Genomic DNA, 21,271 nt, shown 5'->3' on the forward strand with positions numbered 1-21,271 from the left:
GGTCAGGGCTCGATGAGCCCGGCCCGGATCGCGTAGCGCGTGAGTTCCAGTCGGTCGCGCAGGCCGAGCTTCTGCAGGAGGTTGGCGCGGTGGCGCTCGACCGTCTTGACGCTGATGAACAGCAGGCCGGCGATCTCCTGGGACGTGTGGCCCTCGGCGACGAGCTTGAGGATCTCCTCCTCGCGTTCGGTGATGGCGCGGGCGGGCAGGGGCTCGCCCTGGCGGGCACGTTCGAGGTAGGTGCGGATCAGGGTGGTGACGGCGCCGGGGTAGATGAAGGGCTCGTCGCGCACGGCGGCCCTGCAGGCCTCGACCAGGTCGCGGTCGGCGACGGACTTCAGGACGTATCCGCTGGCCCCGGCCTTGAGGGCCTCGAAGAAGTACTGCTCGTTGTCGTACATGGTCAGGATGAGGATGCGCAGGTCCGCGCGGAGCCTGCTCAGTTCCCGCGCGGCCTGCAGGCCGGTCATGCGGGGCATGGCGATGTCCAGGACGGCCAGGTCGACCTGCTCCCCGCGGGCCTTGGCGACGGCCTCGGCGCCGTCACCGGCCTCGGCGACGACGGTCAGGTCGGGTTCGCCGTCGAGGATCAGCCGGACGCCCCGCCGCACCAGCGCGTGGTCGTCGGCGAGGAGGATCCGGGTGGGCGGCGGGGCGGTCATCGCGGGCCGTCCGCCGCCGGAGCGGGTACGTCCAGGCGGACGTCGGTGCCGCCGCCGGGGGCGGCACCGACCGCCAGGCGGGCGCCGATGAGCAGCGCGCGTTCGCGCATGCCGCGCATCCCGGAGCCCTCGGGGACCTCGCCGATGCCTTTGCCGTTGTCCCTGACCAGGAGCTCGGCCCCGCCTCCGGGAACGGCGCCCAGGTGGATCTCCACCCGGTCCGCGCCGGAGTGGCGGGCCGCGTTGGTGACCGCCTCCTGGGCGACCCGGTAGAGCACCAGCTCGGTCTCGTGGTCGAACGGGGGGAGCGCGGGCCCGAAGCGGTCCACGACCGTGAGCCCGGGGGCGGTGAACTCGCCGGCCAGGGCGCGCAGGGCACTGTGCAGGCCGAGTTCCTCCAGGACGCCGGGGCGCAGGCGGCGCGCGATGCGGCGGATCTCGTCGAGTCCGGCGCGGGTGGTCTCCTGCACCTGCCGCAGGTCGTCCCTGAGGGGATCGGGGGCCAGGTCGGCGCTGTGTCCCAGTTGCAGCACGACGGCGGTGAGGGTCTGGCCGACCTCGTCGTGGAGTTCCTGGGCGATGCGCTGCCGTTCGTCCTCCTGGGCGGTCAGCACGCGGGCGCTGGTGGTGGCGCGCTCGGCCTCCAGGCGGTCGAGCATGGTGTTGAAGGTCGTGATCAGGGCGGCCATCTCCCCCGATCCGGTGACGGCGGGGCGGCCCCCAGGACGGAGCAGGTCGGCGGAGTTCATCGCCCGGCTCAGCCGCTGCAGCGGTGCGAGCCCGACCCGGAGCAGCAGGGCGTTGGCGACGAGCATGGCGACCAGTCCCACGCCCAGCACCAGCGCTTCGCCCAGCAGCACGGGGGTGGAGACCGTGACGGGGCCGAGCAGGAGCACCGTGGCGACGACCAGCACCGCGCCGTTCAGCAGGAAGATCCGCCAGTACAGCGACATGGTCCCGCCTTCCTCGGGGGCTTTCCTCCACTGTCCGCCGCCATCGCCGTGCCGTCCTGCGCGTGCCCTGCCGCGCTCCTCGTGCCGTGGGTGGTGGGTACCCGGGTCCCGCTTCCAGCCTGCGCCGGGCCGGGGGGCCGACGCCATCGGGGCCGGCACCCATTTCCGCGCCCCGGGATTGGGTGCCGGCCCCGATGGTTCCGCGGGCGGGCACGGGCGACGGTGGAGGGGACAGGGCCCACCCGGCTCCGGGAGGAGGACACCATGCCGTACCGGCACAAGGCCATCGAGGCCGAGACCCGGCGCACCGACCCCCGCTTCGCCGAGGGGTTGCGCACCGGGCGCCCGTGCGCGCCGCGCGAGTACCGGCGGCGGCTGGGCTGGTTCCTGCTGGCGGTGGCGCTCGCCTGGATCCTCGTCGGCATCGTGCTCCCGCAGGGGTTGCTGATGGCGGCCGGACTGGTCCTGGCCGGAATCGCCGCGGGTGTCCTGGACCCCCGCCACGACACCGTGGGACGGGGCCGCAGGCGGACGTGATCCGGGCGCGGGGCGGACCGGACCGGGGGCCGGACGGGTGGCGGGCGGCTCCGAAGGTTGTTCGCGGGGCCCGCGTGTGGCGCCGTCGCGCGCGGCTCCGGCGGGCTATTGTGACGCCGACCAATAAATTGCGCAAATCGTCACATTTTGGGAGCCCTACGTGATCGAAGGCATCGGCAGGCGCCGCTTTCTCGCCGCGGGGGCGGCCGTCGTCGGGGCGGGCGCGACGAGCAGGGCCTGGGCGGGTACACCGCTGGCCGATGTACCACCGGGCGGGATCCTGCGGAGCAAGGCTCGGCTCCCGCGCCCGTACCAGGTACCCCTGCCGGTCCCGCCGGTCCTGGAGCCCATGTTGCGGACCGCGACGACCGACTACTACCAGATGACCCAGCGCGCGGCGAAACTGGAGATCCTCCCGGGACTGCGCACCAACTGCTGGACGTACGACGGCCTCTTCCCCGGGCCCACGGTCGTCTCCCGCTCGGGGCGCCGCACGATCGTCACGCACCGCAACGAACTGCCCCAGCCGACCGTGGTCCACCTGCACGGCGGCCACACGCCCTCCGACAGCGACGGCTACCCGATCGACCTGACGATGCCCGTCGGCAGCAGCATGTCGTACGCCGACGCGATGGAGGGCATGCCGGAGATGCACGGCTCCGCCGGCCAGCTCAGCCATGGCCAGCGCAGCTACACGTATCCGATGCTGCAGCGCGCGGCGACGCTCTGGTACCACGACCACCGCATGGGCTACACCGGCCCGGCGGTGTACCGCGGACTGGCCGGGTTCCACCTCGTGACCGACGACGAGGAGGACCAGCTCGACCTGCCGCGCGGTTCCCGCGACATCCCGCTGCTCCTCGCGGACCGGGCGTTCGCCGAGAACGGGGCGCTGATGTACCCCGCGGTCGACTCCGGCATGCACAAGCCCGGCGTCGTGCACGCGCACCACTTCGGCATGATGGGCGACGTCATCCTGGTCAACGGCGCCCCGTGGCCCGTGCACCGGGTCAAGCGGCAGCGCTACCGGCTGCGGTTCCTCAACGGCTGCAACGTACGGGACTTCCGCCTGGAGCTGGACCCTCCGCCGCCGGGCGGCAAGGGCCTGCTGCAGATCGGCAGCGACGGCGGACTGCTGGGCAGCCCGCTGGCCCACGACAGCCTGCGCATCGCCCCCGCCGAACGCTTCGACGTCATCGTGGACTTCGCCCGCTACCGGCCCGGCACCAAGGTGCGCCTGGTCAACCGGTTCGGCAGCGGCAGCACCGCGCAGGTCATGCGTTTCGACGTCTCGCCGTCGTCCCGGAAGCCGCACGACGACACCCACATCCCCAAGCGGCTGTCACGCCGCCCCGCCACCATCCTCGACCCCCGCAAGGCCGTGGCGCACCGGACCTTCGCGTTCCGGCACTCGCGCGACGGCTGGACGATCAACGGCCTGCCGTACAAGCCCGGCCGCTCGCTGGCCGACGTGAAGCTCGGCACGATCGAGATCTGGAAGTTCACCTCGGTGTTCTTCCATTCGGTGCACGTGCACCTGGACGCCTTCCGCGTGCTGTCACGCAACGGCAAGAAGGCGGGCGCGTTCGACGCGGGCTGGAAGGACACAGTGGCGACGGGCCCGGGCGAGACCGTGGAGGTGGCGGTCCGCTTCACCGACTACGCGGGCAAGTTCATGATCCACTGCCACAACCTCGAGCACGAGGACATGGCGATGATGGCCGACTTCACCACGCGCTGAGGCACGGCGGCCCCGGCCCGGCGGTGTCCTAGGACGCGGCCGGGCCGGACGGCTGTCCGGGGGCGGTACCGCCGGGCGGGGGGCTCTCCCCTCCCGGCGGCCCGGGGGTGCCGGGGACCGGGCTCTGCGGAACGGGGCCCGTGCCGGGCGGCGGGGACTGCGGGGCGGTCCCGCCCTGTTCCCCCGTCGGTGCGGAGGGGCCCGTCGAACCGCCGCCCTCCTCCGGGGCGGCCGGTGAGCCGCCCTGCGGCGACCCGGACGGGCCGCCGGAAGGCGCGTTCTGCGGGGGTGTGGTCCGCGTGTCGCCGGATGCCTTGCCGTCGCCGCTCTCGCGGGTGAACCACTCGCCGGTACCCGGGTCGCGGACCACGAACTTCTTCACCCGCTCGGTCGCCGGGGCCACCACCACCGTCCTCGACGGCTGGTAACCGGGCCACGCCCGGCCGACGGTCCTGGCACCGTCCTTCTGCTCGACCGGCCCGGTCAGCGGATTGCCGCAGGCGCAGCGCACCCGGGGCATCCCCCGGTCGTCCACCAGGACCGCGGTCCCGGCCTGCAGCACCGACTGGAAGGCGGTGGGCCTGCGGTCGCGGTAGCCGTGGTTGGTGACCCGCGTGTCCGCGCGGAGCTGAAGCGGGGTCAGGCCGCGCAGGTACGCCGGGACGCCCGCGGGCGCGAGGCCCAGCACCGAGGCGAACGCCCTGCTCTTCGACGGGTCCGACGACAGGGCACTGATCTGCTTCTCCACGTCGCAGCTGGCGGCGTCACGCGTGCCGCCGTACAGACCGGGCATGCCGCCGCTGTAGACCTGCCGTACGGTGCCCCCCGTCGTCGAGGGCGTCGGCAGCGCCGGTGTCGCCGAGGGCGCGGCGGTCTCCTCGGCCGTCGACCCCGTGAACGGGTTCGGTCCCGCGCTGCCCGCCGTCTGCAGGAACAGCTCGCCCTGCTTCCCGCCCGAGACGCCGCCGGGCCGGGTGAACACCACGGCCAGTGCCACCGCCGCCACCACCACCGCGGTGATCGCGGCCACCTTGGGCACCGAGCGCCACCAGGGCCGTTCGTGTCCTCCGCCGTCCCCGCCGCCGTCTCCCCCGCCCCCTCCGCCGCCGTCGTCCGGTGGTCCACCCGGTGGCGGGGGCGGTCCGCCCACGACGACCGTCGGCGTCCGGCGCCGCCGTCCGGGCGAGTCCCGGTCCTGGCCGGACGGCCTCGCCTCGTCGGTCCCGTCCGGTCCGGACAGCGGGCCCGAGGGCGGGCCCTCGGGGCGGGCGAGCGAGGGCGGTAGAACGCTCACAGGGCTTTCCTCCACTCGTCCCGGGCCGGCACCCCGGCCGGACGCGTCGCCGGTCGCTTCAGAAGCCCCACCTGTTGACCATTGTGTGCGTCCCCCTCGCAGTCCCCGCAAGCCGACGCCCGCCGGGGACGGCGCGTCCGGACGCGCCCCGGGACGGGCCCTTGCGAGGGGTGCGCCGCCGCGTCTTCGGGGGGACCATGGAATCGCGTCGGCACGGGCGAGAGGGGACGGCGGACCGACCGGCCGGAACGGCAGGCGGAAGAGGCGCCCACCATGAGCGACACGGATCGGTACACGACCGGCCCGGAGCGGCTGGACGGGGTCTCGACGAGCCCGAGCGGGCTGATGGACCTCCTGGGTGTGGCCGCGGTGCTCCTGGAGGGCGACGGCCGGGTGGACATGTGGAGCCCGCAGGCCGAGGCGCTGTTCGGCTACACCGCGGAGGAGGCGGTCGGCCAGTACGCCGCCCACCTGCTGGTCCACGACACGCACCGCAAGCTCGTCATCGGGCTGTTCTCCGAGATCATGAAGACCGGCGAGAGCTGGGCGGGGTCCTTCCCGGTGCGCCTCAAGGACGGCAGCCGGCGGCTGGTGGAGTTCCGCAACATGCGACTGATGGACAGTCTCGGCGACTACTACATTCTCGGGCTCGCCACCGACCAGTCCACCATGCGCGAGGTGGAGCAGGAGGTCGCCCTGTCCACGCGGCTGATCTCGCAGTCGCCGATCGGCATCGCCGTGCTGGACACCGACTTGCGGTACCTCAGCCTCAACCCCGCGCTGGCGCGGTTCCACGGCACCTCGGTCCAGGACCACCTGGGGCGCCCGTTCCGCAGCGTCCTCCCGGGCCCCGACTACCGGGCGGTGGAGGCGGAGATGCGGCAGGTGCTGGCGTCGGGGGTACCGATGGTCGACCGCTACACCGTCGGCCGTACCCCGTCCGACCCGCGCAGCGAGCACGCCTGGGCGGTGTCCCTCTACCGGCTGGAGGACCACCGCGGGCACGTGCTGGGCCTCGCCGAGGTCGTCGTCGACATCACCGAGCGGCACCGCGCGGCCGCGGAGGCCGACCGGGCCCGGCGGCGGCTGGCGGTGATCGCCGACGGCTCGGCCCGCATCGGCACCGCCCTGGAGGTCGAGCCGACGGTACGGGAACTCGTCGAGGTCGTCGTGCCCGACCTGGCGGACCTGGCGGCGGTCGACATCCTCGACAGCGTCCTGGACCAGCGCGCCCCCGCCGCCCGGCAGGACGCGCCCGTGTTCCGCTCCCTGGCGATCCGGGCCGCCTACGCCACGGAGGCGGCCCGTGCCGTCCCGGCCCCGGGCGAGGTCGTCACCTACCACGCGGATCACCTCTCCGCCCAGTGCGTGCGCACGCTCCGCCCGCACATGATCGCGCACGCGGGCCAGCACGACCTCGAGCGCATCACCCCCGACCCCGAGTCGGCGCGGCTCCTCGCCGACGCCGGTGTGCACTCGTGCATGGCGATCCCGCTCATCGCCCGCGGCGAGGTCCTGGGCGTGCTGGGCATGAGCCGGGCCCGTACGCACGCGTCCTTCGACGAGGACGACCTCACCCTCGCCTGCGAGCTGGCCGCGCGTGCGGCCGTGTGCATCGACAACGCCCGCTGGTACCAGCAGGTGCGCAACACCGCCGAGACCCTGCAGCGCAGCCTCCTCCCGGAGCCGCAGCCGTACCATCCCGGCCTGGAGGTCGCCGCCCGATACCGGCCCGCGCAGGCCAGGAGCAAGGTGGGCGGCGACTGGTACGACGTCATCCCGCTCGACGACGAGCGGACCGCGCTGGTCGTCGGCGACGTCATGGGCAGCGGCATCGACGCCGCGACGACCATGGGCCGGCTGCGCACCGCCACCTCGACCCTGGCCGAGCTCGACCTGGACCCGGCCACGGTGCTGGGCCACCTCGACAAGATCACGCGCGGCCTCGACCCGTACATCGCGACGTGCGTGTACGCCCTGTACGACGCGCGCACGGCCGAGTGCCACCTGGCGACCGCCGGGCACCTGCCCCCGGTCCTGGTGCACGGCGACGGCTCCCCCGAACTGCTCGACCTGCCGACGGGGACGCCCCTGGGTGTCGGCGGCGTGCCGTTCGAGAGCACGAGCATCACGCTCGCGCCCGGGGACCGTCTCGTGCTGTACACCGACGGGCTCGTGGAGACCCGCGACGACCCGATCGACGAGCGCCTCGAACTGCTCCTGACCCTGCTCGGCACACCGGACGCCTCGGTGGAGGAGACCTGCGACCGGCTCCTGCGGGAGCTGAGGGGCGCCGACGACCACGACGACGTCGCCCTCCTGATCGCCCGCGCCGACCCGCACCGCCGGCCGCGGGGGCGCCTGTGATCAGGTGCCGCCGGGCGGGTGGTGACCGCGTCCCCGGGTGGGCTCGGCACCGGCAGGGTGGAATGCATGGGGTTCGGCCCCGGCGCACGCCCGGGCCGTACTGCCGCACGGAAAGGCGTGAGGGAATGGGACACGGCGGAAACGTGATCGCTGAGCTGCTGGCCGACCACCGCGAGGTCGAGGAGATCTTCGACCGCATGCAGTCGATGTCGACCGGCGACCCGGCGCTGCGGGAGCTGGTGGACGAGGTGACCATCGAGCTGGTGCGGCACTCGGTGGCGGAGGAGCAGTACCTCTACCCTGCCGTCCGCGAGCACGTCGAGGGTGGGGACCGCATCGCGGACAAGGAGATCGCGGACCACGCCAGGATCGAGGAACTGCTGAAGGAGCTGGAGCAGCTGCCACCGAACGACGGCCGGTTCCACCCCCTGCTGATGCGGCTGATGGACGAGGTCACCGCGCACGTCCAGGACGAGGAGGGCACGCTCTTCCCCGGACTCAGCAGCGCCTGCTCCCCCGAGGCCCTCGACGACCTGGGCGACAAGGTGCGCCGCGCCAAGTCCCTCGCCCCCACCCGGCCCCACCCGGCGGCACCGCACACCCCTCCCGCCAACAAGCTCCTCGCCCCGGGCGCGGGCCTCGTCGACCGGGCCCGCGACTTCGTGAGCGGCCGCGGCCGGTCCTGACCCCCGGCCGCAGGGGCGGCGGCGCAGGGTCCCCGTTCCTCCGGGGGACCCTGCGCCGGGTCCTCGCCGGGAGCGGGCGTGATGCGGCTCATGTCGCAAAAGCACGGCTTTGCGTACGCTGGGCGCGCCGCGCGCCGGACGGGCGCGGCACCCACGCGCACGGAGGACGGTTCGTTCGGCATGCACAGTGAGTTCTCGTCGGTCATCGCCGCGGCCACCCGGTGGCTGCTGGCCGCCTATCCGGCGAACGGCGGAGCCCTCAGCCGTGCCCTCGCCGAAGCTCAGGCCCGCCAGGCCGCCATGGTCGCCGCCGCCCTGCGCTACCCGACGGCCGTGGACGCCGCCCTGCTCGGACTGCTGCCGCCCGGCGGCGCCGACCGCCTGGACCGGGTCGCCGGCGCCGGGGTCCTCGACGAGGGCGCCGGGGACACCGAGACCGGCTGGCGCACCTGGGTGGACGAGGTCGTCGTGAGCTGGGCGGCCTGCCTGCTCGCCGACCCGGAGCTGGCCGCCTCTGCGGTGACGGCCCTCGCGGCCACCGAACACGGCGCCTCCCTCGCCGGTGACGCCCTCCGGCTCACCATTCCCGGTGCCCACGACCGTGCGGCTGCCGTCCTCCTGCGCCACCCGGACCTGGTGGCCCCGATAGCGGACCTGCACCGCGCGGAACTGACGGCACTGCTGGAGGCGGCGCCTCTCGACAGCTTCCCGGCGTAGCCACCGGTTCCCGCGGCCCCCGGCCCGACGCCCACGGACCGGGAGCGGCATCCGCAGGTGTACGCGGTGTTTGTACGGGAAAAGGCAGAAGATGCCTATACGTGATGCCGTGACCTGGTTGGCCCGCCGCAGCCGGGACCCGGTGGTCACCTTGACGGCGCGGGCCACCGTCGCCGCGACCATCTCGTACGTGATCGCCGTGCACGTCAGTAGCGAGTCTGCCCCGCTGACGGCGCCGCTCACCGCCCTGCTCGTCGTGCAGGTGACGCTCTACTCCACGCTCACCACCGGCATCCGCCGGGTGAACTCCGTGGTGGTCGGGGTCCTGATCGCCGTCGGGTTCAGCGCGCTGGTCGGCCTGACGTGGTGGAGCCTGGGGCTGATCATCCTCGCGGCGCTGGTCATCGGGCAGTTCGTGCGGGTCGAGGAGTTCGTCAACGAGGTGGCCATCAGCGCGATGCTGGTGCTCGGGGTGAGCCAGTTGACGGAGCAGGCATGGGACCGCGTACTGGAGACACTCATCGGGGCAGGGGTGGGCCTGCTGCTCAACGTCCTGTTCGCACCGCCCGTGTGGGTGGGGACCGCCGGGGCGTCGATCGAGGACCTCGCCCGCCGTATGCGTCATCTCCTGCTGTGCTGCGCCGAGGAACTGGACTCCCCCGCCGCGGTGGAGCGTGCCGCGGCACGGCTGCACGAGGCGCGACGACTGGACCAGGACGTCGCCGAGGTCGACACCGCGCTGCGCCGGGCCGAGGACAGCCTGCGGCTCAATCCCCGGGTCAGGGAGGCGCTGTTGTCCCGGGTGGTGCTGAGGACCGGTCTCGACACCCTGGAGATCTGCGTGGTGGTCCTGCGCGTCCTGGCGCGGTCGCTGACGGATCTCGCGAAGCGGCGCGGCGCGGACGAGCCGCTGTTCGACCGCGACGTGGCGGTCGCCCTGGAGGAGCTCTTCGCCCACCTCGGCGGGGCGCTCGTCAGCTTCGCCGTCCTGGTGACCACGCAGGTGAGCAGCAACGCCGAGGAGGCCGAGGGCCGGCTGGCCGCGGAGCTCGCGGCGGCCCGCGCGAGCCGCGAGAAGGCCGCGGACATGCTGCTCGACCGGGTGCGGCAGCATCCGGGGGCCTGGCAACTGCACGGGTCCCTGCTCGCCGAGGTGGACCGCATCCTGGACGAGCTGGCCCTGGAGCACCGTTCCCGCCGGCTGATGGAGGAGCTGGACGAGGCCGCCCGGGCGCAGCAGGACCGCTTCGCCGTGCTGGCCAGGCTCCGGCTCGTGGCCCGCGGTGAACGCGTCCGGCGCCGTCGTCACGGGCGGGGCGCGTCCGGCGGGGAGACACGGACCGGTCCCCCGGCGCCCGTGCCCTCGGCCCGGGCGGACCGGCCGGGCCGGGCGCCGGGGGACCGGCGTCGTGCGGCGCGCGACCGGTCGCGCTCGGGGTGACGCGCATCAGGGCGCGGTCGCGGCGCCGCGGACGGCTCAGCCGCGCGCGAAGTCCAGCAGGTCGGCGTTGAACCGCTCGGCGAACTTGGGCACCATCGCCAGCCCGTGCGGGGCTCCCTCGTACACCTTGTAGACCGCTCCCTTGACCAGCTTCGAGCTCTTGGCACCGGCAGCCACGATGGGCACGATCTGGTCGTCGTCCCCGTGCACGATCAGCGTCGGGACGTCGATCTTCTTGAGGTCCTCGGTGGTGTCCGTCTCGGAGAACGCCTTGACGCAGTCGTAGGCGCCCTTGATGCCCACCGTCATGCTCCACAGCCAGAACTCGTCGCGGGTGCCCTGGCTGACGGTCGACCCTTCGCGGTTCGCGCCGTAGAACGGGCCGCTGAGGTCCCTGTAGAACTGGGACCTGTCCTGGGCCACGCCCTCGCGGATCTCGTCGAAGACCTCGATCGGCAGGCCCTCGGGATTGGCCTGCGTCTTCAGCATCAGCGGGGGGATCGCGCCCACCAGCACCGCTTTGGCGACCCTGCCCGTGCCGTGCCGCCCCATGTAGCGCGTGACCTCGCCGCCACCGGTCGAGTGCCCGACCAGGATGACGTCGCGCAGGTCGAGTTCCTCGATGACGGCCGCCAGGTCGTCGGCGTAGGTGTCGAGGTCGTTGCCCTCCCAGGGCTGACCGGAACGCCCACCGCCACGACGGTCGTGGGCGACGCCCCGGAAACCGTGGTCCACCATCCACTTCAACTGCGGGTCCCAGGCGTCCGCGGTCAACGGCCAGCCGTGGGAGAACACGACGGGTTGGCCGGTCCCCCAGTCCTTGAAGAAGATCTGGGTCCCGTCCTTCGCTGTTGCATACGGCATGATCCTGAGTCCTTCTCGCTCCAGGGGGAACGCAGGGTTCCGGGGTTGCCCATACCCAAGCCCGGCCCCGACCGGGATGAGTACGCCGTTGGTCAAACCGTAGTGCCGGGACGGAGTCCCGGCGCGTCGAGACGGCTCAGCGCTCCGGCGCCACGGAAGCGTCCAGCAGCGGGCCGAGCTCGCGTGCCACAGCCGTCAGGGCGCGTACGTCGCACTCCGCCCGAGCGATGACGACGGCGCCCTCGATGGCGCTGATCATCAGCGTCGCCAGCGACGGTGCCCGCCCCGCCGGCACGCCCATCTCCTCCAATGCCCCGGCGACAGGCCCCGTCCAGGCCGCGAAGGCGACGGCCGCCGCCGTACGGGTGGCCTCGGAGGTCCCGGCGCAGTCGACCGTGGCGGCCGCGACGGGGCAGCCGGCGTCGTAGCCGGAGGTCAGGAACTCGTCCGTCCACTGGCCGACCATGGCGGCGAACAGCCCGCCGGGAGTCGGCTCCGGCAGGGCGGCGAGGAAGCGGGCCACGCGCTTGCCGGCGTAGCGGCCGGCCCAGCCGACGGCCTCGTTGACCATCTGCTCCTTGCCGCCCGGGAAGTAGTACTGCAGCGATCCCCGGGGCGCCTGCGCGTGGGCGGCGACCTCGCGCATGCCCGTCGCCGTGACGCCGCCGCGGCGGATCAGCTGTGCGGCGCTGAAGACCATGCGCTCGCGGGGACCCCGCTCGGAACCGGTCATCGCCGACCTCCCACCGTCTGCCCTTCCGCCCGCCCGCGTAAGGGGCGGCGGCCCTGCCCCGGTGCGCGTCAGCTCGGCGGCGCAGTTCGCGCGCGCGGGCCGGCGTCCGGCGCCCCGGGGTCTATTATGACGTCTGTCATAGCGCGTATGACAGCCGTCATAACGCGCGGGTCGAGCGGTCGGACGGCCGGGACGGCGGTGGGCAGTGGACGTGGGTTTCATCGGCCTGGGGATCATGGGGCAGCCCATGGCGCTCCGTCTGGCCGGTTCGGGAACACGGCTGGTGGTCTGGAACCGCACCGCCGCCCGGTGCGCTCCGCTGCGCGCGGCCGGGGTCGAGGTGGCGGAGGGGCCCGGCGAGGTCTTCGACCGGGCCCGCGTGGTGGTCCTGATGCTCGCCGACGGCGCCGCCGTGGACGACGTCCTGGGCCGCGGCACCCCGGACTTCGCCGCGCGTGTGGCCGGGCACGTCGTCGTCCACATGGGCACCACCTCGCCCGCGTACTCGCGCGGGCTGGAGGCCGCCGTCCGCGCGGCGGGCGGCCGCTACGTGGAGGCCCCCGTCTCCGGCTCCCGCAAGCCCGCCGAGGCGGGGCAGCTCGTGGCGATGCTCGCCGGGGATCCCGCGGCGGTGGAGGAGGTGCGGCCGCTGCTCGCGCCGATGTGCCGGGAGTCCTTCGCCTGCGGGCCGGTGCCCGGCGCGCTGCTGATGAAACTGTCGGTCAACCTCTTCCTGATCACGATGGTCACCGGGCTCACCGAGGCGTTCCACTTCGCGGAACGGCAGGGCCTGGACACCGGGCAGTTCCTCTCCGTCCTGGACGCCGGGCCCATGGCCAGCGCCGTGTCGCGGATGAAGGCGCCCAAGCTGAGGGAGCGCGACTTCTCCGCGCAGGCCGCCGCGGCGGACGTGCTGCACAACAACCGCCTCATCGCCGAGGCGGCCCGCGCGTCCGGCCTGGCCTCGCCGCTGCTGGACGTCTGCCACGCCCTCTTCGACGAGACCGTGGAACAGGGCGACGGACGCGCGGACATGGTGGCCGTGCTGCGGGCGATCGAAGCCCGCACGGACGTCGCCGGCGACCTGGTCGCCGAGGTACGGGGCGGAGGCGTCCGGTGAGCCGGACCGTGACGCCCTCGGAGGCCGCCGTCACCGCCCGGCGCATGTGGCGGCTCGCCGAACCGGTGCACGCCGTCACCTACTTCACGCCCGAGGCACGTGCCGCGTACGAGGAGGCGGGGCTGCGCGGTTACTGGCGCGGTTACTTCGCCGGTCGCGCGGCCCCCCTCGGCCCGGTGGGCCCGGAGCCCGTCGTGGCCGCCTTCTTCGGCTTCGCGCCCGCCATGGTGGCCCGCGCGCTGCCCGGCGTGTGGGCGCTCGCCCCGCCCGAGCGCGCCCTTGACGCGCGGCGGCGCGGCGCGGGCGCCGCACTGCGGCGGCTGCTGGCGGGGCAGGAGACGGCGGTGGCGGAGGCGGTGGACCTGCTGGCTCCCGTCGTCGCCGGCCTCGACGTCGCGGGTCGGGTGCTCGCCGCCGCGAATACGGCGCTCCCCTCCCCCGGCGACCCGGTCGACGCGCTCTGGCACCAGGCCACGCTGCTGCGCGAGCACCGCGGGGACGGTCATGTGGCGGCGCTCGTCGCGGCCGGTCTGAGTGGATGCGAGGCGCTGGTGCTGCGCACGGGCATCGACCTGCCGCGAACGGAGCTGCAGCCGCACCGCGGATGGACCGACGAGCAGTGGGCCGGTGCAGCGGCCCGTCTCGCCGACCGCGGCCTGCTCGGCGCGGACGGCTCCGCGACCGCCGCGGGGCGGGAGGCCCACCGCGCGCTGGAGGAGGCCACCGACCGCGCCGCCGGTCGGCCCTGGGAGCCCTTGGCACCCGGGGCCGTCGAGCGCCTGGTCACCGTGCTGTCCGCTGCGGCGCGGGCCTGCGCGGGGGCGCTGCCGTACCCGAACCCGATGGGCGTGCCCACCCCCTGAGGAACGCCTCAGGCCGAGAGGAGTCCTGCGATGCAGGCGTCCCAGTCGATGTGGCCGCCCTCGGTGCCGAGCGGGACGAGTTCCGCGGTCGCGGCCAGGAACCGGGCGAGGTCACCCGTGGCGAGCTGCAGGACGGCCGTGCCGCCGGGGGCGGCGAGCGTGATCAGGGTGTGGGCGTGGTCGCCGGGTTCGACGTGCACGTCGCCGTCCCCGGCGGAGGCCGCGAGCCCGGCGAGCAGCAGCTCGCGGGAGAGCACCCACTCCGCCTCGCCGACACCGTCGTCGAGGCCGAAGCGCATCCGCACGATGTAGGGGTCGTCGGAACGGTACCGGCAGTCCGCCGACAGATCGAGGAACCGCCGGGTCCCGGTGATCAGCCGCAGGGACAGGTGTTCCGTGAGTGCTCGCATGGACGCCCCCTCGTGGGCCCGGTTCGGCCGCGTTCGCCGTTCAGCAGCATGTCGTTGCCGTGCGTTTGCCCCGTGCCGCATGGTCCGGGCCGGGGCGACGGGAAAGATTTCGTGAAGGCTCGCCCTGGACGATCGATCTGCGGGGTGCCCGGTCAGGAGCGCCGGTCCTGCGCCATGACGTCGGCGGGTCCGGGGAGTTCACCGCCGATCGCGGGGACCGGGTCCGGGGCTCCGACCGTCGGGCACAACGACAGCGGTACCCCGGCGACGGCCGCCGCCCGTTCGGTGCCGTCCGGGGAACTGCCCAGCCATGCGCAGAACAGCACGGTCGCGTCGTCCTGGAACTCGCCGACCTGGTGGTCCGAGACCCGGCGCATGAGACGGCACAGGGTCTCGGGGAGGGGCAACCGGTCGGCGTGGTGGCGGATGAGGAAGTCCAGGAACCCGGAGAGCCCGAACTCCCCCCCGGTGGTGGTACGGGCCTCCGGGATGCCGTCGGTGTAGAACACGAGGCGGTCGCCCGGCTCCAGTTGCTCACGGCACACCTGCGGTGCCACCCCCAGCCCCAGGCCCATGGGGTCGCCGGGCGAGCAGGCGAGTTCGGCGACCCAGCGCCCGCCCCGGATGAGGACCGGCGGGTGATGGCCGCGGTTGACCCATTCGAAGAGGCCGGAGCCGGTGTCCAGCCGGCCGACGACGCCGGTGGCGTAGCGCGTCCCCTCGAACTGCTCGACCAGCACCTTCTCGATCTCGTCGGTGATCTCGACCAGTTCCGCGTGGCGGCGGCGGGCGTTGCGGCTCGCGCCCATGGCGAGGCTCGCGGTCAGGCCGGCCGCCGTGTCGTGCCCCATCGCGTCGAAGATCGACAGATGGACCAGCGGGCCGTCGAGCGCGTAGTCGAAGGCGTCCCCTCCGACCCGGTAGGCGGGTTCCAGCGCCGCGGAGATGACGACCCGGCCGTCCGAGTACGAACGGGGCGGCAGCAGGCGCCACTGCATCTCGGCGGCCACGTTCATGGCCTCGCTGCGCACCGTGCGGGCGTACACGTCGCTGTAGTCGCGCTTGGCGGTGACGATGAGCGCCACCGCGTCGGCCAGCGACTGCACGTCCTCGCGGGTGCGGTCGTCGTCCCCCTCGGTGGTGACGCGCAGCAGGCCCAGCCGCTCGGAACCGCCCAGCAGGGGTGCCCACCAGCGGCACTTGCCGGGGCACTCGGAGACGGCGGGGAGCAGCCGGCCGTACTGGAAGGCGCGGCCGGGCACCGTGCCCTCGATCCGCAGCTCGGAGCTGTGGTTCCGGTGGCCGCACTCGCCCGCCCCCTCCTCCGCGAGGTTGCGCAGCACACGGCGCTGGAGGTCGGAGAGGTAGATCGTGACGTGGGCGAGGCCGGCGGGTTCCGCGTGCTCGGCCACCTTCGCCGGCAGCTGTTCCAGGGGCATCAAGTGGCTATCGGCCAGCAGGCCCGCCAGCATCCGGCGACTGCACCGATCCCTGTCCTGCGTCACCCTTGCTCCTCGCCGCCCGTCGGCGGGTCCGGGGTTCCGGCGACCTCGCCCGGGCCGGGTGGCCCCCGCCTCGAACCTTTCCCATCGTACGCATGCCGCGCATAAGTGATGCAACGGACACCTTCCGTCATCCACGGGCCGCGACCGGGGCACCGGGCGCGGCGATGACGTACGGCGGTACGCATGACCGGGCACACGGCGGACCGCCGTTACGTAGCTTGACGGACGCCTTTCGTCGGCTTTCGCCCTAGTTTTTGCTGTGTCCGCGGCCGGGGGCCGGGCGACCGCGGACGGGTCGACTCGGAGGTCTGGGATGACGGCATACGACTACATCGTCGTCGGTGGCGGGACCGCGGGGTGCGTGCTCGCCGCGCGGCTCTCGGAGGACGGGCGGGCCCGGGTGCTGCTCCTCGAGGCGGGGCCGGCCCGGGCGGCGAAGCGCTCGGCCGCTCCGCCGCGGTGGATGCGGTTGATCGGCAGCGGGATGGACTGGGGCGACCGGACCGTGGAGCAGCGCGGAGCCGGCAGTGCCGTGCTGCCCTATCCGCGGGGGAAGGCGCTGGGCGGATCGAGCAGCATCAACGCCATGGTCCACCTGCGGGGGCACCCGGCCGGCTACGACGCGTGGGAGAAGGCGGGCGCGACCGGCTGGAACTTCGACACCCTGCTGCCCTACCTGCGCCGCAGCGAGCGGGCGGCGGGGCGTGACCCGGAGTTCCGCGGCACCGAGGGCCCCATGCGGGTGGCGCCGCCGCACCGGGTCCACCCGCTGTCGCCCGCGTGCCTGAGCGCCGTGCAGGCGGCCGGGCACCCCATCAGCACCGACCTCAACGGCCGCCACCAGCAGGGCGGCGGGTGGCTGGACCTGAACATCGTCGACGGGGCCCGGCAGAGCGCCGCCGACGCCTACGTGCGGCCGGTGCTGCACCGGCCGGGCCTGACCGTGGTCACCGGGGCGCAGGTCCACCGGCTCCTGCTGCACCACGGGCGGTGCACGGGCGTGGAGTACAGCCGTGACGGGCTGCCCGAACGGGCCGAGGCCGGCCTGGAGGTCGTCCTCGCCGCCGGCGCGGTCGGCTCCCCGCACCTGCTCATGCTCTCGGGTGTCGGGCCGCCCGACGAGCTGCGGTCCCACGGCATCGGCGTGGAGGCGGACCTCCGCGAGGTCGGGAGCAATCTGCACGACCACCCCGTCACGGTCGTCAACTTCTCCGCGGCCCGGGCGGTGCCCACGCCGACGGGACCCGCGTTCGACGCCGCCGCGGCCCTGTGCAGCACCCACGCCGACACCGCCCCCGACATCCAGGTGCTGTTCCTGTGCGCGCCGTACGTGCCGCCGCCGCTGGAGGGCGCGGAGAACGGCTACAGCTTCGTGGTGGGTCTGATGTCGCCCCGCAGCCGGGGCTCGGTCCGGCTGGCCGGGGCCGACCCGCGCTCCGCGCCGCTGGTCGACCCGAACTTCCTGTCCGCGCGTTCCGACGTGGAGAGCCTGATCAGGGGGGTGCGCATGGCCCAGGAGATCGGCAGCGAGCAGGTGCTGAAGGTATGGCGGAAGGAAGAGGTCCTGCCGGGGCCCGCCGTGTTCAGCCACGGGCTCCTGGAGGACTACGTACGGCGCAGCGTCGGCAGCTTCTACCACCCGGGGGGCACCTGCCGCATGGGGTCGGACGACCAGGCCGTCGTCGACCCCGAGCTCCGGGTGAACGGCGTGTCGGGGCTGCGGGTCGCCGACGCGTCGGTGATGCCGTCCGCGGTGTCCGCGCACCCCAACGCGACCGTGCTGGCCGTCGCGGAACGGGCGGCCGACCTCATCAGGGGCGAAGGGGGCGACGGCCTGACCGGGCGGGCCGCCGCGTGAACGGTGCCCCTTCCGGCCTCAGGACCCGGGTGGGAAGAACCGGGCCAGCTGGCTGCGCGAGGTGACGCCGAGCTTGGGGAAGATCCGCGTCAGGTGGGTGCTGACCGTCCGGTGGGACACGTAGAGCCGCGCGCCGATCTCCTTGTTGGACAGGCCCTCGGCCGCCAGCGTCGCGATCTGCAGTTCCTGCGGCGTGAGCCGGTCGGCGGCCCGGGGCGACCGCTGACGGGTGGTCTCGCCGGTGGCCTCCAGTTCCTGCCGCGCGCGGCGGCTCCACGCCGCGGCTCCCAGGTCGTCGAAGGTGTCGCGGGCGGCCCTGAGCGGTGCGCGGGACTCCAGGACGCGGCGCTGCCTGCGCAGCCACTCGCCGTACGCGAGCCGCAGGCGCGCCCGCTCCAGGGACCAGCCCGTGAGGTCCGCCTCCAAGGCGGCCGCGAAGGCGGCCTCACCCTCGTCCTCACCGGCCAGGACCGCCCGGGCGTGGCGTGCGGCCAGGCGCACGCGGGCCGCGGGCGTCCGGCGGGCCAGCGGTGCGAGCCGCTCCAGGACCCCTTGCGCGTCGTCCTTCTCGCCGCAGTGCGCGGCCGCCTCGGCGAGGTCGCCCAGGGTCCACAGGGCGGTCATCACGTGGTGCCCGGCGTCGGCCGGATCGGTCAGCCGCCGCAGCTGGGCGTACGCCTGCGCGTGGTCCCCGCTGCAGGACAGCGCCGTGCCGCGCGCCATGCGCACCGTCGCGTGCAGCAGCGGGGAGTTCAGCCGGACGGCGATGGCCCGCGCCTGCCCGATCAGCCGGTGGGCGTTCGACGCGTCGTCGCGCAGGGCGGCGAGGCAGCCGAGCACGCTGAGCGCGGTCGCCTCCCACTCGGGCTGCCCGGTCTCCCGGGCGAGCCTGCGGGCCTCGTCGGCGTCCAGCCGCGCCGGATCGCAACGGCCCGTGGCCGCGCGTCCCGAGGCGCGCAGTGCCAGCGCCTCCGCCAGCGGTGCCAGCCGCCCCTGGTGCCTGAGCCGCTCGACGGCCGCGGTGAGGAAGGGGTCCGCGTGTTCGGGCGCACCGACGCACCACAGCGCGCGGGCCGTCGTGTGCAGCGCCGCGGCGTCGTCCGTCCGCCGGGCCACGGCGCGGGCCGCTTCGAGCACCGAGGAGGCACGCTCCACCGGCGCGGCCTGCGCGTCGATCAGCACCATGGCGGCGCCCCCGGTCTCGCACCGGCCGTCCAGCTCCGCGGCCAGCCGGTCGGCGGTGCGCAGGACCTCCCCGTGCAGCGCGGACTCCCCGTTCCCGCGGTAGAGGTGGGCGGCCGCGGCGCTCGTCAGCCGGACCGACAGGGCCGTCTCGCCGTCGGCCCGCATGCGCTCGGCCGTTCGGAGCAGCGTCCGGACGGCCACCGGCTCCCGGCCCCCGCAGACGGTGAGCGACTCGGAGATCCACAGCAGGCGGGCCGTGTCCTTGCCGGTCGGTTCCAGCCGCTCGACGGTCCGCACCAGGCGACGGACGAGGTCGCGTCGGCCGAGGCCGACGGCCAGCTCCGCACTGCGCAGCATGAGGTCGACCTGTCGGCCGCCGTCGGGGGTGAAGGCGGCGGCGTGCTCGAAGGCGTGCACGGCGGCGACGGCGGCGCCGCGTCGCAGCGCGTGGTCGCCGCACCGCTCCAGTCCCCGTGCGACGGTCCCGTCCGGGGGAAGGGTGGACGCGGCCAGGTGCCAGATGCCGCGGTCGGGACGGCCGGCGTGGATCGCGGCGAGCGCGGCGTGCATGGCGTTGCGCTGCGTGACGGACGCGGCCTGGTGGATCGCGGAGCGGACCAGGGGGTGCCGGAAACGCACGGCGTGCCGGTCGACACGGACGAGGCCAGCGTCCACGGCGGGCACGAGGCCGTCGACGGTGACAGGGACGCCGCAGACGGCGCCGGCCGCTGCCACGACGTCGCCCGTCGCCGCCTCGGCGTCGAGCGCGGCGGCGAGCAGCAGGGTGCTCGTGGCGTCGGGGAGTTCCAGGATCCGGGTCTCGAACGCGCGCTGCAGGTTGACGGTCAGCGGGAGCCAGCGGGGGATGACCGCGACGGATTCCAGGCCCCCGGCCGCCAGGGGGAGTTCGACGAGGGCCAGTGGATTGCCGTCGGCCTCCTCCAGCAACCGTGCGCGGACGAAGGGCGCGAGTGCCGGCGCGCCGGCGTCCAGCAGCCGCGCGGCGTGGTCCGCGTCGAGCCGGCTGACCGGCATCTCCTCGACGCCTTCCCAGGCGGGCGCCTCCGTCTCGCCCTGGGTGGCGGCGGCCAGCAGCACCACGGGGTCCGAGGACAGCCGCCGGGCGACGAAGGCGAGCAGGTCACTGGTGGACCGGTCGAGCCACTGGAGGTCGTCGACGATCAGGAGCAGCGGCCGGTCGGAGGCGCACTCCGCGAGGAGGTCGAGCACGGCGAGGGCGATGCGGAAGGGCTCGGGGCGGCCCACGTCGTGGAGGCCGACCGCGGCCAGCAGCGTCTCGCGCTGGGGCTCCGGGAGGCGGCCGGTCTCCAGGAGCACCGGGCGCAGCAGTTGGTGGAGTCCGGCGAACGGCAGGTGCGACTCGGACTGCACACCGGCCAGGCCGAGCACCCGCCGGCCCTGCTCCGCCGCCCGTTCCTGGGCGAGCGCCAGCAGCGTCGTCTTGCCGATCCCCACCTCGCCGCGCAGCACCAGGGCGCCGCCGCGGCCGTCCGCGGGGCGCAGGAGGGCGTCAATCGCCTCGGTTTCGGCCTGTCTGCCGATCAGGGAGGGGATCCGTGTCGCCATGGTCCGCCCTCGCGGTGTCCCGGTACTCGTACACGAACCACCGTACAAGGGGATGAAAGGGTTCATTCTGCCGCTCTTGACAGACAGTCCGGGGGAACGTCCTCCGCGGACGCGGTCCTCTCGCGCCTGGCGCGGCTGCCGGCGGAGCGGCGGGCGGACATCGGGGCGGACCCCGCGGTGGTCCGGCGGGTCTTCGCCGGACCGGATCGAGGCGGACAAGGTCGACCAGGCCGGGCTACTGCGGCTCTGGGGGGCCTGATCCATAGCTGCGCCGGCGCGAGCGGCCCGACCTGACGACAAAGGTCCGCCCGCGCCTGGACGCGGTGGACGCAGCCCTGGTGCGTGTCGTCGCGGCGACCCAGCCCCGGCTCACCGGTGCACGCTGCGTGGCCGTCACCCGGCGGGCGGTGTCGGAGGAAGTGGCCGTTGCCCGGCTGTGCGCCCTGCACCGGCAGGGTCTTCCGCGGGCCCTGGCCCATGCCTGCACGGAACCGCGGGACACCGCCGCACGCACGCGGTGGGCGAGCGACCGCCCGCCACGACCCGCACGCCCGGCCCCGGACCCCGCGAAGACGCGGAACACGCCCCCGCAGCAGCACCGTCCGGCCGTCCGTGAGCAGCGCCCTGACGTACCGGGACCCTCCCGCGCCTGTCCCGTCGGACGGCCGGTCCGGCACCGCCGGCGGCAGGCGTGCGTGGACGCGGACGTCGCCCCGCGCTCAGGGGCAGGCCGCGCGGGTGCCGCCGC

General features: G+C 74.3%; 17 protein-coding genes. 9 read left to right on the forward strand and 8 right to left on the reverse strand.

Translation table 11 applies throughout. The annotated features are described in order from the left end of the window. Positions 1 to 2: 2 nt before the first annotated feature. Together ACFYYN_RS35205 and ACFYYN_RS35210 are read right to left on the reverse strand one after the other, a co-directional pair. Positions 3 to 662: a response regulator gene (locus tag ACFYYN_RS35205; protein ID WP_500548942.1), complete on the reverse strand. Its 660-nt coding sequence runs from the start codon at positions 660 to 662 to the stop codon at positions 3 to 5. Next, positions 659 to 1,615, reverse strand: a complete 957-nt coding sequence (locus tag ACFYYN_RS35210; RefSeq protein WP_500548943.1) for a HAMP domain-containing sensor histidine kinase — start codon at positions 1,613 to 1,615, stop codon at positions 659 to 661. Before ACFYYN_RS35210 ends, ACFYYN_RS35205 begins: the two co-directional genes overlap by 4 nt. Positions 1,616 to 1,879: 264 nt before the next feature. Here ACFYYN_RS35210 and ACFYYN_RS35215 point away from each other — a divergent pair, with 264 nt between their 5' ends. Beyond that, positions 1,880 to 2,152, forward strand: a complete 273-nt coding sequence (locus ACFYYN_RS35215; protein ID WP_500548944.1) for a DUF3040 domain-containing protein — start codon at positions 1,880 to 1,882, stop codon at positions 2,150 to 2,152. Positions 2,153 to 2,312: 160 nt separating this feature from the next. Next, positions 2,313 to 3,893: a multicopper oxidase family protein gene (locus tag ACFYYN_RS35220; protein ID WP_500328870.1), complete on the forward strand. Its 1,581-nt coding sequence runs from the start codon at positions 2,313 to 2,315 to the stop codon at positions 3,891 to 3,893. Between the two features lie 28 nt (positions 3,894 to 3,921). Here ACFYYN_RS35220 and ACFYYN_RS35225 read toward each other — a convergent pair whose 3' ends face one another. Next, a complete protein-coding gene (locus tag ACFYYN_RS35225; RefSeq protein ID WP_500548945.1) occupies positions 3,922 to 5,187 on the reverse strand; it encodes a DUF6777 domain-containing protein in 1,266 nt (421 codons plus the stop codon). Between the two features lie 273 nt (positions 5,188 to 5,460). Between ACFYYN_RS35225 and ACFYYN_RS35230 the strand changes: the two genes are divergently transcribed. The 4 genes from ACFYYN_RS35230 to ACFYYN_RS35245 all read left to right on the forward strand — a co-directional run bounded on the left by ACFYYN_RS35230 (position 5,461) and on the right by ACFYYN_RS35245 (position 10,398). After that, positions 5,461 to 7,554, forward strand: coding sequence for a SpoIIE family protein phosphatase (locus tag ACFYYN_RS35230; RefSeq protein WP_500548946.1), 2,094 nt, complete (start codon positions 5,461 to 5,463; stop codon positions 7,552 to 7,554). Between the two features lie 125 nt (positions 7,555 to 7,679). Continuing rightward, the gene (locus ACFYYN_RS35235) at positions 7,680 to 8,240 is read left to right on the forward strand and encodes a hemerythrin domain-containing protein (RefSeq protein WP_499509207.1); all 561 of its coding nucleotides are present in this window, start codon (positions 7,680 to 7,682) and stop codon (positions 8,238 to 8,240) included. 180 nt (positions 8,241 to 8,420) lie between these two features. Further along, positions 8,421 to 8,957 carry a hypothetical protein gene (locus ACFYYN_RS35240; protein WP_500548947.1) on the forward strand — a complete coding sequence of 179 codons (537 nt, stop codon included), beginning with the start codon at positions 8,421 to 8,423 and terminating at the stop codon, positions 8,955 to 8,957. Between the two features lie 91 nt (positions 8,958 to 9,048). Next, the gene (locus ACFYYN_RS35245) at positions 9,049 to 10,398 is read left to right on the forward strand and encodes an FUSC family protein (protein ID WP_500548948.1); all 1,350 of its coding nucleotides are present in this window, start codon (positions 9,049 to 9,051) and stop codon (positions 10,396 to 10,398) included. A 36-nt stretch (positions 10,399 to 10,434) separates the two neighbouring features. Here ACFYYN_RS35245 and ACFYYN_RS35250 read toward each other — a convergent pair whose 3' ends face one another. Beyond that, positions 10,435 to 11,262: an alpha/beta fold hydrolase gene (locus ACFYYN_RS35250; protein ID WP_500548949.1), complete on the reverse strand. Its 828-nt coding sequence runs from the start codon at positions 11,260 to 11,262 to the stop codon at positions 10,435 to 10,437. Between the two features lie 136 nt (positions 11,263 to 11,398). Further along, the gene (locus ACFYYN_RS35255; RefSeq protein WP_500548950.1) at positions 11,399 to 11,995 is read right to left on the reverse strand and encodes a TetR/AcrR family transcriptional regulator; all 597 of its coding nucleotides are present in this window, start codon (positions 11,993 to 11,995) and stop codon (positions 11,399 to 11,401) included. 205 nt (positions 11,996 to 12,200) lie between these two features. On the opposite strand from ACFYYN_RS35255, the gene ACFYYN_RS35260 reads away from it, so the two are divergent. Beyond that, positions 12,201 to 13,115, forward strand: a complete 915-nt coding sequence (locus tag ACFYYN_RS35260; RefSeq protein ID WP_500548951.1) for an NAD(P)-dependent oxidoreductase — start codon at positions 12,201 to 12,203, stop codon at positions 13,113 to 13,115. Beyond that, positions 13,112 to 13,978 carry an SCO6745 family protein gene (locus tag ACFYYN_RS35265; RefSeq protein WP_500548952.1) on the forward strand — a complete coding sequence of 289 codons (867 nt, stop codon included), beginning with the start codon at positions 13,112 to 13,114 and terminating at the stop codon, positions 13,976 to 13,978. Before ACFYYN_RS35260 ends, ACFYYN_RS35265 begins: the two co-directional genes overlap by 4 nt. 8 nt (positions 13,979 to 13,986) lie before the next feature. Here ACFYYN_RS35265 and ACFYYN_RS35270 read toward each other — a convergent pair whose 3' ends face one another. Further along, positions 13,987 to 14,388, reverse strand: a complete 402-nt coding sequence (locus tag ACFYYN_RS35270; RefSeq protein ID WP_500548953.1) for an SsgA family sporulation/cell division regulator — start codon at positions 14,386 to 14,388, stop codon at positions 13,987 to 13,989. A 152-nt stretch (positions 14,389 to 14,540) separates the two neighbouring features. Continuing rightward, positions 14,541 to 15,827 (reverse strand): PP2C family protein-serine/threonine phosphatase, encoded by a 1,287-nt coding sequence (locus ACFYYN_RS35275; protein WP_500548954.1) that lies wholly within the window; start codon positions 15,825 to 15,827, stop codon positions 14,541 to 14,543. A 379-nt stretch (positions 15,828 to 16,206) separates the two neighbouring features. Between ACFYYN_RS35275 and ACFYYN_RS35280 the strand changes: the two genes are divergently transcribed. Next, positions 16,207 to 17,751, forward strand: coding sequence for a GMC family oxidoreductase (locus tag ACFYYN_RS35280; protein WP_500548955.1), 1,545 nt, complete (start codon positions 16,207 to 16,209; stop codon positions 17,749 to 17,751). Between the two features lie 18 nt (positions 17,752 to 17,769). Here ACFYYN_RS35280 and ACFYYN_RS35285 read toward each other — a convergent pair whose 3' ends face one another. Further along, positions 17,770 to 20,523, reverse strand: coding sequence for an AAA family ATPase (locus tag ACFYYN_RS35285; RefSeq protein WP_500548956.1), 2,754 nt, complete (start codon positions 20,521 to 20,523; stop codon positions 17,770 to 17,772). Positions 20,524 to 21,271: the final 748 nt, after the last annotated feature.

This window comes from Streptomyces sp. NPDC001902, assembly GCF_042891295.1.
Taxonomy (GTDB): Bacteria; Actinomycetota; Actinomycetes; order Streptomycetales; family Streptomycetaceae; genus Actinacidiphila.